Raw genomic sequence first — 13,974 nt, forward strand, 5'->3', positions numbered from 1 at the left:
CAGCGGCCTCGGACGCGCGGCTCCGGGCAATCCCGGAGCATTCCGATTGTTACGGCCATAGTGAGAATCAATGGTCCGGACGGGGCGCTTTTCGAGACGGGCTTTTGGTTTATGTATAATGCCGCCCATTGCGCGTGAATTTCACGCAATTCGCTGGTGTTTCGGCCCCGTTAAAACAGGGCGCGGATTCACCGTCAAGCATCGACCGCCGGGGAGCCCGGCGGTGTATCCAGCACCGAGCATTCGGTGCTCACGTCTTGTCCGGCCGGGTGCTGCGCGCCCGTCTGCGGCCCTGCTGCCGCGCCGCCGGATGAGGCCTGTGCCGCCGTTCCTGTGCGTTGGCTGTATGCGACGCGCGCGAACGTGAAAGCCATGTTCGATGGCGGCATGTGGGGTCTGGTCAGGCTGCCGGGGACAGGTTGCGCCAGACGTGAAAACTAATCAGGACGGTTGCGGCAGAGACGAAGCCGCGCCCATGCTAGCCGCCTGCTCGGGTGATCCGAGCGGGGCGTGCACGCATTTGCCGTCCGGGCCGCGTATCTGCGTTGTTGAGCAGCGTTGTATCGGTGCGGCCCGAACCAGAAGGCGACACGTCGATGAACTTTCGTTTTCCGACTCGATTCGGGACCATTGCATTATTTTTTGCGCTGACGGGCTGTGCGGTGCCACCCAGCCAGACCACCAGCAGCGCCAACCAGAAGAACGCGGTCAACAAGACGGCCGCTGCCGCGAAAGCGGACGACGACAAGCAGCAACTGAATTTCGATTCCGCGCTGGCCTCGATGCCGGCGGCCGACAGCAAGGACGCGAAGAAGTCGTCGCTGGCGGACGCCGAGCCGATCGACGGCAAGGACGTGTCCGACTTCCGTCAGACCGGCCGGGCGTCGTGGTATGGCCGTGACTTCCACGGCCGCCGCACCGCGAACGGCGAGCGCTTCAACATGAATGCGCTGACCGCCGCGCACCGCACGCTGCCGCTGTCGTCGTACATCAAGGTAACCAACGCGTCGACCGGCAAGTGGGTCGTCGTGAAGGTCAACGATCGCGGGCCGTTCAAGCGTGGCCGCGTGCTCGACCTGTCGTATGCGGCCGCCAAGATGATCGGCCTCGTGCATGCCGGCACGGGCCGCGTGAAGATCGAAGGGCTGTCGCCGCAGGAAGCGCGCGAGGCACGCGACGAGATGTTCGCGTCGCTGTCGTCGAAGTAACGCGGCGGTTCGTCCGCTTATGCAAAAGGGCTGCCCTCGGGCAGCCCTTTTTCGTTTCCGCGAGCCGCGCGGCGGAAGTCGCCGCGCTTGCGTGTCAGCCTTCCTTCAGTGCCAGCGCGCGCGCATACAGCGCGTTGCGCGATGCGCCCGTCAGCGCGGCCGCGAGCTTCGCCGCGCTCTTCACGGGCACTTCTTCCAGCAGCAGCTTGAGCAGCGCGTCGTGCGCGGTGTCGTCGGCGTCGCCGCCGTCGGCCGGTGCGCCTTCGACGACCAGAACGAACTCGCCGCGCTGCCGGTTCGCATCGCCGGCGAGCCAGCTCTGTCCTTCGGCCAGGGTGCCCTGGAACAGTTGCTCGTGTAGCTTGGTGAGCTCGCGTGCGATCAGCAGCCGGCGTGCCGGGCCGAACGCGTCGGCGATGGCGGCGACGGTATCCGCGATCCGGTGCGGCGCTTCGTAGAACACCAGCGCGTACGGGTGCCGCGCGAGCGCCTGCAGCGCGCTCGCACGCTGCTTCGGCTTCGGCGGCAGGAAGCCCGCGAACGTGAACGCGCCGGCCCAGTCGCCCGCCACGCTCAGCGCGGTCACGGCCGCGCTCGCGCCCGGCAGCGGAATCACCGGGAAGCCGGCCGCGCGCACGGCATCGACGAGCCGCGCGCCGGGGTCCGAAATGCCGGGCGTGCCGGCGTCCGACACGTACGCGACGCGTTCGCCGGCGCGCAGCAGTTCGATCACGCGTAGCGCGGCTTCGCGCTCGTTGTGTTCGTGCACGGCGACGAGCGGTTTCGAGATCCCGTAGCGGGCCAGCAGCTGGCCCGTGTTGCGGGTGTCTTCGGCCGCGATGCGGTCGGCGAGGCCGAGCACGTGCAGCGCGCGCAGCGTGATGTCGGCGGTGTTGCCGATCGGCGTCGCGACCACGTAGAGCGCGGCGTCCGGGTAGTGCTGCGTTTGCGCGAGTTCGAGGAGGGCAGTCATGGCAGGCAATGCGCGCAATCGCGGCGCAAGCGGAACAAGGACGGCATTGTGCCACGCGGCGCCGGTTGCGCCGGGCAACGAGCACGGTTCGCCGGCCGGCGCAGGCAACTTTTCCGGCACGGCGCGATCCAGATCGATTGGCGCGACGTTCGAGCAGCGCGCGCGGCAGTTCCTGGAGCGCCGTGGTCTCGCGTTCGTCGCGGCGAACGTGACGATGCGCGGCGGCGAACTCGATCTCGTAATGCGCTCGCCCGACGGCACGCTCGTATTCGTCGAGGTGCGCGCGCGGCGCAGCGCCCGGCATGGCGGCGCGGCCGCGAGCGTCGGCTGGCGCAAGCGGCGGCGCCTGCTCGCTGCCGCGCTCCATTTCTGGGCGCGGCACGGCGCGGGGGCCGCATGTCGATTCGACGTGATCGCATTCGAGGCCGGCCGGCTCGAGTGGCTGCGCGATGCATTTCGTGCCGACGATGCGTAGCCGCGAGCTGTGACGAGATGTAAAGAGTTCTCGTCATACCGCCGGGGAGGGTACCGGAGTGCGGTAAACTCGCCGCACCCATGACGTTGCGCGCTGCGAGCCGTGCGCGCCCAGTTCACCAGGAATCGATGTCAGTCGAACGTATTCAGCAACATTTCCGCGACAGCGCCGCGCTTCACGCCGAAGCGGCCGATGCGCTGTCGCTGCCGATCGCGGCCGCGGTCGACGCGATGTTCGCCGCGCTGGCGAACGGCAACAAGATCGTCGCATGCGGAGATGGCCCGTCGGCCGCCGCAGCGCATTACCTCGCCGTGTCGCTCGTCGGCGGTTTCGAGCGCGAGCGTCCGGGCTTGCCCGCGATCGCGCTGGCCACCGATGCGTCGCAGGGCGGTCTCACGGGGGCAGCGGCCGCCGATCAGCTGTTCGCGCAGCAGGTGCGTGTGCTCGGGCAGACCGGCGACATCCTGCTGGTGCTCGACGCGAGCGGCGCGTCGCCGCGTGTGCTGGCCGCAATCGACGAGGCGCACGAGCGCGAGATGACCGTCGTCGCGCTGACGGGCGGCGATGGCCGCGCCGTGGCGGCCGCGCTGTCCGACACCGATATTCCGATCAGCGTGCCCGCCTCGCGCGCGGCACGCGTCCACGAAGTCCATCTGCTGACCATCCACTGCCTGTGCGACGGCATCGACGCGATGCTGCTGGGTGAGGATTGAACGAAGGAGAGCCGTCGATGAATCAAAGCCGCGTCAAACAGACGCTCGTCAGAACCACGTTGCTCGCCGCGCTGACGGCGGGCCTCGCGATGTCGCTGCAGGGCTGCGTGCTCGGCGTGCTGGGGGCGGCTGCCGGCGGCGGCGCGCTGATCGCGACCGATCGCCGCACGCTCGGCGCGCAGACGGAGGATCGCGAGATCCAGGTCAAGTCGCTCACGCAGATCAACAACGGGCTGCCGGATCAGTCGCACGTGAACGTGACGGTGTTCAACCGCCGCGTGCTGCTGACGGGCGAAGTGCCGAACAACGCATCCAAGCAGCGCGCGGAGGAAATCGTGCGCGGCATCAACAACGTGAACGGCATCGTCAACGAGCTGTCGGTCGAGCCGGCGTCGTCGCTGTCGTCGCGCGCGAACGACTCGTACCTCGAAGGGCGCGTGAAGTCCGAGCTGATCGCGACGAAGGGGCTGTCGGCCAACTACTACAAGGTCGTCAGCGAGCGCGGCAACGTCTACCTGATGGGACTTGTGACGGTCGACGAAGGCAATCGCGGCGCCGAGGCGGCGAGCCAGGTGCCCGGCGTCGAGAAGGTCGTGAAGGTGTTCCAGTACATCCAGCCGGCGGACGCGCAGGCATTGCAGGCCGCGACGCCGAGCGGGGCGTCCGGCGCACCGGCCGCCGCCGCGCCCGCGGATGCCGCGACCGTCGGCGCGGTGCCCGATGCGTCGGTCCAGTCCACGCCGTTGCAACCGCCGGCGCCGATCTCGAATTCGTCGAGCGTGCATCCGGGCAACCCGAAGGCCACGCCGCAATGAAGTCGACGCAAATGAAGATCAGGCAATGGATGGTGCAGGGCGCCGCAGTCGCGGCACTCGCGGCCGGTGCGCTCGGCACGGCGCGGGCGGACGTCGGCGACGGTCTCAAGGTCGCGCGCGGCAACGCGTGCATGGGCTGTCACGCAGTCGATCGCAAGCTCGTCGGTCCGTCGTTCAAGGACATAGCGGCCCGCTACAAGTCCGATCCGCAGGCCGTCGCGAAGCTGTCGAAGAAGGTGAAGGACGGCGGCTCCGGCGTCTGGGGCGCGATTCCGATGCCGGCCCATCCGCGCATGAGCGACGCGGACCTGCGTTCCGTGGTCGAATGGGTGCTGGCCGGCGCGCCGTCAAAGTGACGCGTCGGGGGTGACGGATCCCCTATTGCCAAGCGCGGAAATGCATGTGTATGATGGTCGACTGTTGGGGCGGTAGCTCAGCTGGGAGAGCGTCGCGTTCGCAATGCGAAGGTCGGGAGTTCGATCCTCCTCCGCTCCACCAACGAACTTCGAAGGGCTCGGTCGCAAGACCGGGCCCTTTTTGCTTTTCCGCGAGCCCGCGCCGCCGCGATCACCTGCGCCCGAAACTCGGCCGCTTCGGATCGTACGTCCAGCCCGGCACGAGATACCGCATCGCCATCGCGTCGTCGCGCGCCGTGCCGCCGACTTGTTCGTAAAGCGCATGGGCGGCCTCGACCTGCGCCATGTCGAGTTCGATCCCGAGCCCCGGCCGCTCGGGCACGCTCACCCGTCCGCCGACGATCTCGAGCGGCTCGCGCGTGAGCCGCGCGTCGCCTTCCTGCCAGATCCAGTGCGTATCGATCGCGGTGATCGTGCCGGGCGCCGCCGCCGCCGCGTGCGTGAACATCGCCAGCGACACGTCGAAGTGGTTGTTCGAATGCGAACCCCAGGTGAGTCCCCAGTCGCGGCACAACTGCGCAAGCCGCACCGAACCCTGCATTGTCCAGAAGTGCGGATCGGCGAGCGGAATGTCGACGGCTTGCAGCCGCACCGCGTGATCCATCTGCCGCCAGTCGGTCGCGATCATGTTGGTCGCCGTCGGGATGCCGGTGGCTCGCCTGAATTCGGCCATCGTCTCGCGGCCCGAGTAGCCGGCTTCCGGGCCGCACGGATCCTCCGCGTACGCGAGCAGATGACCTTGCCCGCGGCACAGCGCGACGGCTTCATCGAGCGACCACGCGCCGTTCGGGTCGAGCGTCGCGCGCGCGTCGGGAAAGCGCGTCTTGATCGCCGCGATCGCTTCCATCTCATCCGCGCCGGCCATCACGCCGCCCTTCAGCTTGAAATCGGCAAAGCCGTAGCGCTCGACGGCCGCCTCGGCCTGCTGCGCGATCGCGGCCGGCGTGAGCGCGGCTTCGTTGCGCAGCCGGAACCACGGATCGGCCGCGTGCGTCTCGTCGCGATACGGCAGGTCGGTGCGGCGCCGCTCGCCGATGTAGAACAGGTACGCGAGCATCGGCACCGCGTCGCGCTGCTGGCCCTCGCCGAGCAGCGCCGCGACCGGCACGTCGAGATGCTGGCCGAGCAGGTCCAGCAGCGCGGCCTCGATCGCGGTGATCACGTTGTCGAGCCGCAGGTTGATCTCGTGCGGCTGGCGCAGCACGGCCGCCTCCCCGGCCGACGTCACCTCGTGCCGGATCGTGCGTCCGGCCGCCGCACCGGTGCCGGACAGCGCCGCGCGCACCGCGTTGAGCGTTGCCTGGTAATGACCGATCGACTGGCCGACCACCAGATCGGCCATCCGTTCGAGCGCGTGGCGGATGCCTTCGCCGCCGGGCACTTCGCCGACGCCCGTGTGGCCGCTGCTGTCGTCGAGGATCACGAGGTTGCGCGTGAAATACGGCGCGTGCGCGCCGCACAGGTTCAGCAGCATGCTGTCGCGGCCGGCGACGGGGATCACCTGCATGCGCGTGACGCGCGGCGTGCCGGCACGGCGGGATTCGGACATCGGTTCGCTCCTGGTTCCGGTCATGCACGGGCCGCCGGACGCGCCGGCGCGGCCCGCGCGGTTCAGTTCAGCTCGACGCGGCGGATCTCGCCGACGACGAACAGGTAGCAGATCACGGCGACGAGCGCGTGCGCGACGACGTACACCAGCGCGCCGTTGAACGAGCCGCTGCGGTCGACGATGTAGCCGATCGCGATCGGCGTCGTGATGCTGGAAAGATTGCCGCACGTGTTGAGCAGCGCGCCGCTCAGCCCGGCGATCTGGCGCGGCGCGGTGTCCGCGTTGACGGCCCAGCCGAGCGCGCCGAGCCCTTTGCCGAAGAACGACAGCGCCATGAACAGCACGACGAGCACGTGCGAATCGGTGTAGTTGCAGACGATCATCGACATCGACAGCAGCATGCCGATCACGATCGGCACCTTGCGCGCGACCGACAGCGACTGGCCGTGCTTGAGCAGCGCGTCGGACACGATGCCGCCGAGAATCCCGCCGAGGAACCCGCACACGGCCGGGATCGACGCGACGAGCCCCGCGTTGAGGATCGACATCCCGCGCGCCTGCACGAGATAGACGGGAAACCACGTGATGAAGAAATAGGTGAGGGCGTTGATGCAGTACTGCGCGACGTACACGCCGACGAGCATCCGGTTCCTCAGCAGCGCCTTCACGTGGCGCATCGACGGGCCGCCGTCGCGCGCGCCCGTCGCCTGGTCGATGTTGACGAGCGCACCGCCTTCGGCGAGGTAGTCGAGCTCCGCGCCGTTGATGCGCGGGTGCGCCTTCGGGTCGTACATCGTGCGGTTCCACACCAGCACGAACGCGAAGCCGAGCACGCCCATCACCGCGAATACCGACTGCCACCCGTACGCGTGCACGAGCCAGCCCATCACCGGCGCGAACACGACGGTCGCCGCGTACTGGGCCGCATTGAAGATCGCCGACGCGGTGCCGCGCTCCGCGGCCGGAAACCATGCGGAGACGATCCGGCTGTTGGCCGGGAACGACGGCGCCTCGGCCGCGCCGACCAGAAAGCGCAACCCGAACAGCAGCGCGAACGCGGCCGCGCCGCCGAAGAAGCCGATGCCGCCCTGGAGCAGCGTGAACAGCGACCAGAAGAAGATGCTGAACGCATAGACGATGCGCGACCCGAAGCGGTCGAGCAGCCAGCCGCCCGGCAGTTGCGCGATCACGTACGACCAGCCGAACGCCGAGAAGATGAAGCCCATCTGCACGTGGCTCAGGTGCATCGCGCGCGCAAGCGCCGGGCCCGCGATCGCGATCGCCGCGCGATCCGCGTAGTTGATCGTCGTGACCGCGAACAGCACGGTCAGCACGAGCCAGCGCACGCGGGTGCGCCGGGCCGTTGCCGATGCGGACGCCGGCAATGCGTGAAGCGGATTCATGACTGTCTCCTCCGAAGGGCGGAAGGTGCCGTCGTGCGGCTGCGCGTAGGTGCGCGCGTTTTGTCGTGGCGGTGCTGCCGGCCGTGGCCGGACGCCGATGCAGCGAGGCAGGGCGTCCGGCCCATTCTGTCATGGCGAAAATCGCGCTTTCATGCCAATTGCTGACTTGATCGATTCAGGAATTGAATCGGTTGGCGGAGAAGGCCGCGTCGAGGGACGCCTTTACGCACGCGTGTCGTTCGCGCCTGCGCCGTGATGGGCCGCCACGTGTTGCGCGAGAAACTCGACGGCGGCACGCACGCCGGGCAATTGGCCGCGCCGGTGCGGCATCAGCAACGTCGTCGTGACGGTGCCGGCCCGCCAGCCGGGCAGCACGCGCACCAGCGCGCCCGATGCGAGCGCGGCGCCGGCGATCCAGTCGGGCAGGCACGCGATTCCGAGGCCGGCCGTTGCGGCCTGCAACAGCAGCGTCGATTCATCGGCCAGCAGCCGGATGCGCGGCGCGACGTCGACGGTTTCGCCATCGCGCTGCAGCCGCCACGGCTGCTGGTCCGGATGAAGTCCGTCGTGCCGTGCGAGATCGGCCGGCACGTCCGGTGTGCCGGCGCGCGCGAGATAGGCCGGCGATGCGACGGCGACGATCGGCGACGTGGCCAGCGGCCGTTGCACGAGCGCGGAATCGGGCAGCGGCGCGAAATGGCTGCGTACCGCGATATCGAAGCCTTCCTGCGCGATGTCGACGAGCCGGTCGCTCGCATGAATTTGCAGCAGCAGCTTCGGATGCGCGATCGCCAGCGCCGGCAGGCACGGTGCGAGGATGTGCTGCGCGACCGGCACCGAACTCGTGATCCGCACCACGCCGGCCGGTTCGGCCGCCTGCCGCAACACCGCGTCGCGTGCGCTTTCGGCCTCGATCACCGCCGCGCGCGCATGCTCGAAGAACTCGGTGCCGACCGGCGTCAGCCGGAAGCTGCGCGACGTGCGATGCACGAGCCGCGCGCCGAGCGTGCGCTCGAGCTCGGCCACCCGCTTGCTGACCGTCGATTTCGGCAGGTCGAGGCGGCGTGCGGCCGCCGACATGCTTCCCGCGTCGACCGCCTGCACGAAGAGATACAGATCGTTCAAGTTCACTGTCAGCGTCCACCAGAAGAAACGACGGGTTTCGATTCTAGCGGCTACTGCATCATCGTTCGTCGTGGGAGCATGATCGCTCGATCAACTTCAGTGAAACCATCATGTCCCCGATCCTTCTCTACGGCGTTCCGGCGGGTTGCTCGTTCGGCTCGATCGTCGCGCTCGAATGGGCCGGCCAGCCGTACCGGCTGTCGCGCATCACGATGCCCGGCCTCGTGAAGAGCGATGCGTTCTGCGCGCTGAACCCGGCCGCCGAGACGCCGGCGTTCGTGACCGCGAACGGCGACGTGCTGACCGAAAGCGTCGCGATCCTCGGTCATATCGGCGCGCATGCGCTCGACAGCGGCCTCGCGTTCCGGCAGGGCAGCGCGGATTTCGACCAGCTGAACCGGATGCTCGCGTGGCTGAACACGACGTTCTTCAGTGCGTTCGGTGCGCTCTGGTACGTGTACGAGCACGGCACCGAAGGCGCGGAGAAGGACGCACTGCAGGCATATGGCCGCCGCAAGGTGCTGAATGCGCATCGTCATCTCGAAGCGCTGCTCGCGCGCGGCGACGGTCCGTGGCTGCTCGGCGCGCGGCGCACGCTCGCCGACGCGTATTTTGCCGGGATCGCCCGGTGGGCCGACTATCACGCGGTGTTCGAGCGCGATGCGTTCGCGCGCATCGCCGCGCTGCGTGCGCGGCTCGCGGACGACGCCGGCGTGCAGTTCGCGCATGCGATCGAGGAAGACCTGCCGCTGCCGGCATCGCAGGCGTTCCACGGGCATGTGTCGCTCGAAGACGCGCTCGCCAGCGCACGCGTGACGGCGACGCCGGCCTGAATCGGGCAGGACGACCGAGCGATGCGGTCGTCCGCGAAGGGCTTGGAATCGGCGATTTTTACCCGGGCGATATTGACAATCAATTTATACCCGGATAAAAATAGCGCCATTCCGATTTCTGCCCATGGGCGGCCACGATGACGCTTTCCACCTTGATTCCTTCCTGTACGGCATTCGACGGCCATCGGCGCGTCGCGTCGGGCTCGCTCGCGACGGTCGCGGTCGCGATCCGGCAGGCGTACGGCGACACGATGTCCGGCACGATCGCGATCTTCGACGACACGACGGGCCGCGCGATCGACCTCGACCTGCGCGGCACGGCGGACGATATCCGCGCGCGTTACGCGCCGGTGCCACGCGACGCATCCGCGCCGGTCGGCGAGTCGGCGGGCACGGCCGAACAACGCGGCCGCGGCCGTCCGAAGCTCGGCGTGGTATCGCGCGAGGTCACGTTGCTGCCGCGCCACTGGGACTGGCTCGCCGCGCAGCCGGGCGGCGCGTCCGTCGCGCTGCGCAAGCTGGTGGAGGACGCACGGCGCACGCACGCGGCGGCCGACCGGCGTCGCGACGCACAAACGCGCGCGTACCACTTCATGTCCGCGCTTGCGGGCGATCTGCCGAATTTCGAGGAGGCCGCGCGTGCGCTGTATGCGAACGACCTCGCGCGGATGGCCGAGCTGATCGCCGGCTGGCCGGACGACGTGCGCGACCATGCGCTCGCGCTGGCGCGCGGCGATCTGCCGCCGTCGACCGAAGACTGCTGACGGAGCACACGGCGCGATGACGACCTTCGATCTGAACCGCGGCGCGATCGCGCCGGTCGCCGACGAAATCGACGTCGTCGACCTGCGCGTGACGGGCACGATCCCGCCCGAACTCGACGGCACGTTGCTGCGCAACGGCCCGAACCCGCCGGGCGGCCGTTTCGACGGCAACGACGTGCTGTCGTGGTGGCCCGAAGCGGCGATGCTGCACGCGATCGCATTCGAACGCGGCCGCGCGGCCGGCTACCGGAACCGCTGGGCGCGCACGCGCCGCTGGGCCAATGTGCACGCGCCGAAACAGGCGCCGCACCTGCCCGACACGAACCCGAACGTAAACGTCGTGCAGCACGCCGGCGAATTGCTCGCGCTGGCCGAAGGCGGCGCGCCGCTCGCGATCACGGCCGCGCTCGACACGTTCGGTGCGCCCGCGCGGCATCCCGCATTCGACGGCGCGATGACCGCGCATCCGAAGGTCGACCCGGTGACGGGCGAGCTGATCCTGTTTCGCGCGGACTGGCGCACGCCGTGGCTGCGCTACGGCGTCGCGGATGCGCACGGCGTGCAGCGCGTCGACCTCGCCGTCGACCTGCGCGCGCCGTCGATGATGCACGACCTCGCGATCACCGAGACGCGCAGCCTGCTGCTCGACCTGAACGTCGGCTACGACTTCGCGATGCTGAAACAGGGGCACCGGATGCCGCTGCGCTGGCACGACGATCGCGACGCGCGGATCGGCGTGATCCCGCGTCACGGCGGCGATGTGCACTGGTTCGGCATCGAGCCGTGCTTCATCCAGCACGTCGTGAACGCGTACGACTGCGACGCGTCGTGCATCGTGCTCGATGCGGTGCGCTATCCGTGGTTCCTGCGGCTCGACGCGCGCACGGGCCGCTTCGCCGACAACCCGGTCGGCGAGCTGTGGCGCTACGTGATCGATACCGCGAACGGGCTGATCGACGAGGGGCCGCTCGCCGACGGCGGCATCGAGCTGCCGCGCATCAACGAAAGCCGGACGGGCCGCCCGTACCGCTACCTGTATTCGGTCGAGCAACCGAACAACGCCGAGATGCGCGGCGTGATGCGTTTCGACCACGTGCGCGGCACGACGACCCGTTACGCGGTGCCGGCCGGCGACCAGAACGGCGAGCCGGTGTTCGTGCCGCGCCCGGGCGGCACCGACGAGGACGACGGCTGGCTGCTGGTGTTGGTCTATCGCGCGGCCACCGATACGAGCGATGTCGTGATCCTCGATGCGCGCGCGATCGACGCGGCGCCGGTCGCGACGGTGCACCTGCCGCGCCGCGTGCCGGCCGGATTCCACGGCGCCTGGGTGCCGCGCGAGCGCCGCGCGTGACCGGCCGCGCGCGTCACTGCGCGCGCAGCGCGTCGACGATGTTCAGCCGCGCGGCGCGCATCGCCGGCAGGAAGCCGCCGACAAGGCCCATCACGAGCGAGAACAGCAGCGTCTTCGCGACGATCGCGGGCGTCAGCACAAAGCGGAACGAGAGGTCGGAGAAAGTCTGGAAGTTGGTGGTCGAGAACGACGCGAACTCCATCAACGACGCGCACGCGAGCCCGGCGACGCCGCCGACGAAGCCGAGCAGCAGCGCCTCCAGCAGGAACGCGGCGAGCACGTTCGCGCGCTTGAAGCCGAGCGCGCGCAGCGTGCCGATCTCGGCGGTGCGGTTCGCGACCGATGCGTACATCGTGATCATCGCGCCGATCATCGCGGCGATCGAGAAGATCGTCGACAGCGTGATGCCGAGGATGTTGATGAAGGTCGACAGCGCCTTCGACTGGTCGCCGTAAAACGTCTGCTCGCGCTTCGCTTCGTCGGTCAGCCGCGGGTCGACGTCGATGTCGGCCTTGAACCGCGCGAAGCCGTCGGCGCTCGGGATGCGCAGCACCATCGACGAATAGCTGGTGCGCCGGAACGACTGCATCAGCTGGTCGACGTCGCCCCAGATCTCCGAATCGAAGCCGCTGCCGCCCGCGTCGAAGATGCCGACGACGGTCCAGTCGCGCTGCGCGAAATGCAGGCGGTCGCCGAGCTGCGTGCCGCTGAAGCCTTTCGCGATCGCGCTGCCGACGACGATCTCCGACGAGCCCGGCGCGAACGGGCGACCGGCCACCAGCTTCACGCGCGGGCGCAGCGCGAGGCCGGCCGGCGACACGCCGCGGATCACGACGTTCGACGGCTTGCCGCTCGACGTCTTCACGAGCGAGATCAGCACGACGGCTTCCTTCGACACCCGTGGCCGGCCGTCGGGGCCGAGCGCCACGGCCGGATGCATCTCGAGCGCGTTGGCTTGCTGGTGGTCGATCGCGCTCTGGATCTCGGTTTCCGCGCCCTTGCGGATCACCACGACGTTGTCCGCTTCGCCGGTCGACACGAGCGTCTGCGTGAGACCGGCGTCGAGCATCTGCACGGTCGCGAATACGAAGATCACCAGCGCCATCCCGCCCGCGGTGAGCGCGGTGGTGAGCCGGCGCGTCCACAGGTTGCGCGCGATGTAGGTGAGCGGAATCGTCATCGGCGGCCGCCTACCCGATCGCCCGCAGGCCTTCGACCACGCGCACGCGCGCCGCCTGCCACGCCGGCACGAGCGCGGCCGCGAGGCCGACCGCGACCGAGCACGCGGCCTGCAGCGCCATCGTTTCGGTCGACACCTTGAAGACCGGGAAGATGCCGCCGGCGGCCTGCTTGAAGATGCTGGCGGCCGGCGGCGTCGCGAGCATCCCGAGCCCGCCGCCCGCCACCGCGATCACGACCGATTCGCCGAACACGATCAGCGCGAGAAAGCCGGGGCCGAAGCCGAGCGCCTTGAGCGTCGCGTATTCGGCGGTGCGTTCGCGCGCGCTCATCGCCATCGCGTTGGCCATCACGGCCAGGATGATCAGGATCACCACGAATGACACGACGCGGATCGCCGCGATGATCTGGTTCGACATCGCGACGAAGCCGAGCTGGAACGCCTGCTCGGTCTCGGTCAGCGTTTCGGCGAGCGAGTTCCTGAACACCGCGTCGACGTTGCGCGCAATCGCGGCGCCGTCGTCCGGATTCGCGACGCCGAGCACGAACACGCCGACCTGGTCGGCCTGCTTCGGCGTGCGCTTGCGCACCGTCTCGTTCAGGTAGTCCCAGTGGAACACGAGCTGGCGCGTGATCGTCGAGTCGTCGCGGCCGTCGAGGATGCCGCGCACGACGAAGTCCCACGTGCCCGGATAGATCGTGCCTTTCAGCGGAATCACGTCGCCGACCTTGAAGCCGAACTGCGTCGCGAGCTGGCGCCCGACGAGGCAGCCGCGCCGGTCGCGGTCGTAGTCGGCGCGCTGCTGCGCCGGCAGGATGAATTCCGGATACAGGTCGAGATAGTTCTCCGACACCGCGAAGCTCGCGAAGAAGTTCTTCGGGTCGCGGTAGATGCCGCCGAACCAGTTCGAGCGCACCACGGCGGTCACGCCGTCGACGCCGCGGATCCGGTTCTCGTAGCTGACGGGCAGCGGGAACACGAGCGAGATCGCGTTGCGCGTGACGAGCCGGCCGCTGGAGGCGGCGGCCGCGCCCGCGTACCACGCGTCGACGACGGTGTGCAGCAGCCCGAACGCCAGCACCGCGATGGTCAGCCCGAGCACGGTCAGCAGCGTGCGCAGCCGGTGCCGCAGCGCATTGCGCGCGATCAGCTTCAGCACGTACATC

At 69.0% G+C, this 13,974-nt stretch carries 14 protein-coding genes and 1 tRNA gene; 9 read left to right on the top strand and 6 right to left on the bottom strand.

All coding sequences use genetic code 11. The annotated features are described in order from the left end of the window. Positions 1-596 precede the first annotated feature (596 nt). Positions 597-1,208 carry a septal ring lytic transglycosylase RlpA family protein gene (locus WS51_RS11840; protein WP_059452653.1) on the top strand — a complete coding sequence of 204 codons (612 nt, stop codon included), beginning with the start codon at positions 597-599 and terminating at the stop codon, positions 1,206-1,208. A 94-nt stretch (positions 1,209-1,302) separates the two neighbouring features. On the opposite strand, the gene rsmI is transcribed toward WS51_RS11840, so the two are convergent. Then, positions 1,303-2,181 carry a 16S rRNA (cytidine(1402)-2'-O)-methyltransferase gene (gene rsmI / locus WS51_RS11845; RefSeq protein WP_069229244.1) on the bottom strand — a complete coding sequence of 293 codons (879 nt, stop codon included), beginning with the start codon at positions 2,179-2,181 and terminating at the stop codon, positions 1,303-1,305. Positions 2,182-2,227: 46 nt separating this feature from the next. On the opposite strand from rsmI, the gene WS51_RS11850 reads away from it, so the two are divergent. The 5 genes from WS51_RS11850 to WS51_RS11870 all read left to right on the top strand — a co-directional run bounded on the left by WS51_RS11850 (position 2,228) and on the right by WS51_RS11870 (position 4,682). Next, positions 2,228-2,656 carry a YraN family protein gene (locus tag WS51_RS11850; protein WP_230943577.1) on the top strand — a complete coding sequence of 143 codons (429 nt, stop codon included), beginning with the start codon at positions 2,228-2,230 and terminating at the stop codon, positions 2,654-2,656. Between the two features lie 128 nt (positions 2,657-2,784). Beyond that, on the top strand, positions 2,785-3,369 hold the full coding sequence (locus tag WS51_RS11855) for an SIS domain-containing protein (RefSeq protein ID WP_059452656.1): 585 nt from the start codon (positions 2,785-2,787) through the stop codon (positions 3,367-3,369). Positions 3,370-3,386: 17 nt separating this feature from the next. Beyond that, positions 3,387-4,184 carry a BON domain-containing protein gene (locus tag WS51_RS11860; RefSeq protein WP_059452657.1) on the top strand — a complete coding sequence of 266 codons (798 nt, stop codon included), beginning with the start codon at positions 3,387-3,389 and terminating at the stop codon, positions 4,182-4,184. Beyond that, the gene (locus WS51_RS11865; protein ID WP_059505456.1) at positions 4,181-4,540 is read left to right on the top strand and encodes a c-type cytochrome; all 360 of its coding nucleotides are present in this window, start codon (positions 4,181-4,183) and stop codon (positions 4,538-4,540) included. Before WS51_RS11860 ends, WS51_RS11865 begins: the two co-directional genes overlap by 4 nt. A 66-nt stretch (positions 4,541-4,606) precedes the next feature. Then, positions 4,607-4,682, top strand: a tRNA-Ala gene (locus tag WS51_RS11870). A 69-nt stretch (positions 4,683-4,751) separates the two neighbouring features. Here WS51_RS11870 and WS51_RS11875 read toward each other — a convergent pair. From WS51_RS11875 to WS51_RS11885, 3 genes are all read right to left on the bottom strand, one after another. Beyond that, on the bottom strand, positions 4,752-6,149 hold the full coding sequence (locus WS51_RS11875) for an enolase C-terminal domain-like protein (protein ID WP_069229245.1): 1,398 nt from the start codon (positions 6,147-6,149) through the stop codon (positions 4,752-4,754). 62 nt (positions 6,150-6,211) lie between these two features. After that, a complete protein-coding gene (locus WS51_RS11880) occupies positions 6,212-7,552 on the bottom strand; it encodes an MFS transporter (RefSeq protein ID WP_059546488.1) in 1,341 nt (446 codons plus the stop codon). 222 nt (positions 7,553-7,774) lie between these two features. Then, complete coding sequence (locus WS51_RS11885) at positions 7,775-8,683, bottom strand: LysR family transcriptional regulator (protein WP_230974069.1); 909 nt, start codon at positions 8,681-8,683, stop codon at positions 7,775-7,777. 104 nt (positions 8,684-8,787) lie between these two features. Here WS51_RS11885 and WS51_RS11890 point away from each other — a divergent pair, with 104 nt between their 5' ends. The 3 genes from WS51_RS11890 to WS51_RS11900 all read left to right on the top strand — a co-directional run bounded on the left by WS51_RS11890 (position 8,788) and on the right by WS51_RS11900 (position 11,628). Next, entirely contained in the window at positions 8,788-9,510 is a 723-nt protein-coding gene (locus tag WS51_RS11890; RefSeq protein WP_069229246.1) for a glutathione S-transferase family protein, read from the top strand. Positions 9,511-9,647: 137 nt separating this feature from the next. Beyond that, complete coding sequence (locus WS51_RS11895) at positions 9,648-10,274, top strand: DUF2239 family protein (protein WP_069229247.1); 627 nt, start codon at positions 9,648-9,650, stop codon at positions 10,272-10,274. A 16-nt stretch (positions 10,275-10,290) separates the two neighbouring features. Further along, positions 10,291-11,628 (top strand): carotenoid oxygenase family protein, encoded by a 1,338-nt coding sequence (locus WS51_RS11900; protein ID WP_060361359.1) that lies wholly within the window; start codon positions 10,291-10,293, stop codon positions 11,626-11,628. 13 nt (positions 11,629-11,641) lie between these two features. Here WS51_RS11900 and WS51_RS11905 read toward each other — a convergent pair whose 3' ends face one another. Then, positions 11,642-12,808 (bottom strand): ABC transporter permease, encoded by a 1,167-nt coding sequence (locus WS51_RS11905; protein WP_059771958.1) that lies wholly within the window; start codon positions 12,806-12,808, stop codon positions 11,642-11,644. Positions 12,809-12,818: 10 nt separating this feature from the next. Next, positions 12,819-13,973: an ABC transporter permease gene (locus WS51_RS11910; RefSeq protein WP_059505441.1), complete on the bottom strand. Its 1,155-nt coding sequence runs from the start codon at positions 13,971-13,973 to the stop codon at positions 12,819-12,821. Between the last annotated feature and the right edge of the window lies 1 nt (position 13,974).

The sequence above is a fragment of the Burkholderia territorii genome (genome assembly GCF_001718335.1).
Taxonomy (GTDB): Bacteria; Pseudomonadota; Gammaproteobacteria; order Burkholderiales; family Burkholderiaceae; genus Burkholderia; species Burkholderia territorii.

Bases quoted from the DNA above. Each gene is read 5' to 3' on its own strand.
- WS51_RS11840 (WP_059452653.1), top strand. From the start codon at position 597: ATGAACTTTCGTTTTCCGACTCGATTCGGGACCATTGCATTATTTTTT.
- rsmI (WP_069229244.1), bottom strand. From the start codon at position 2,181: ATGACTGCCCTCCTCGAACTCGCGCAAACGCAGCACTACCCGGACGCC.
- WS51_RS11855 (WP_059452656.1), top strand. From the start codon at position 2,785: ATGTCAGTCGAACGTATTCAGCAACATTTCCGCGACAGCGCCGCGCTT.
- WS51_RS11860 (WP_059452657.1), top strand. From the start codon at position 3,387: ATGAATCAAAGCCGCGTCAAACAGACGCTCGTCAGAACCACGTTGCTC.
- WS51_RS11865 (WP_059505456.1), top strand. From the start codon at position 4,181: ATGAAGTCGACGCAAATGAAGATCAGGCAATGGATGGTGCAGGGCGCC.
- WS51_RS11875 (WP_069229245.1), bottom strand. From the start codon at position 6,149: ATGTCCGAATCCCGCCGTGCCGGCACGCCGCGCGTCACGCGCATGCAG.
- WS51_RS11880 (WP_059546488.1), bottom strand. From the start codon at position 7,552: ATGAATCCGCTTCACGCATTGCCGGCGTCCGCATCGGCAACGGCCCGG.
- WS51_RS11890 (WP_069229246.1), top strand. From the start codon at position 8,788: ATGTCCCCGATCCTTCTCTACGGCGTTCCGGCGGGTTGCTCGTTCGGC.
- WS51_RS11895 (WP_069229247.1), top strand. From the start codon at position 9,648: ATGACGCTTTCCACCTTGATTCCTTCCTGTACGGCATTCGACGGCCAT.
- WS51_RS11900 (WP_060361359.1), top strand. From the start codon at position 10,291: ATGACGACCTTCGATCTGAACCGCGGCGCGATCGCGCCGGTCGCCGAC.
- WS51_RS11905 (WP_059771958.1), bottom strand. From the start codon at position 12,808: ATGACGATTCCGCTCACCTACATCGCGCGCAACCTGTGGACGCGCCGG.
- WS51_RS11910 (WP_059505441.1), bottom strand. From the start codon at position 13,973: ATGTACGTGCTGAAGCTGATCGCGCGCAATGCGCTGCGGCACCGGCTG.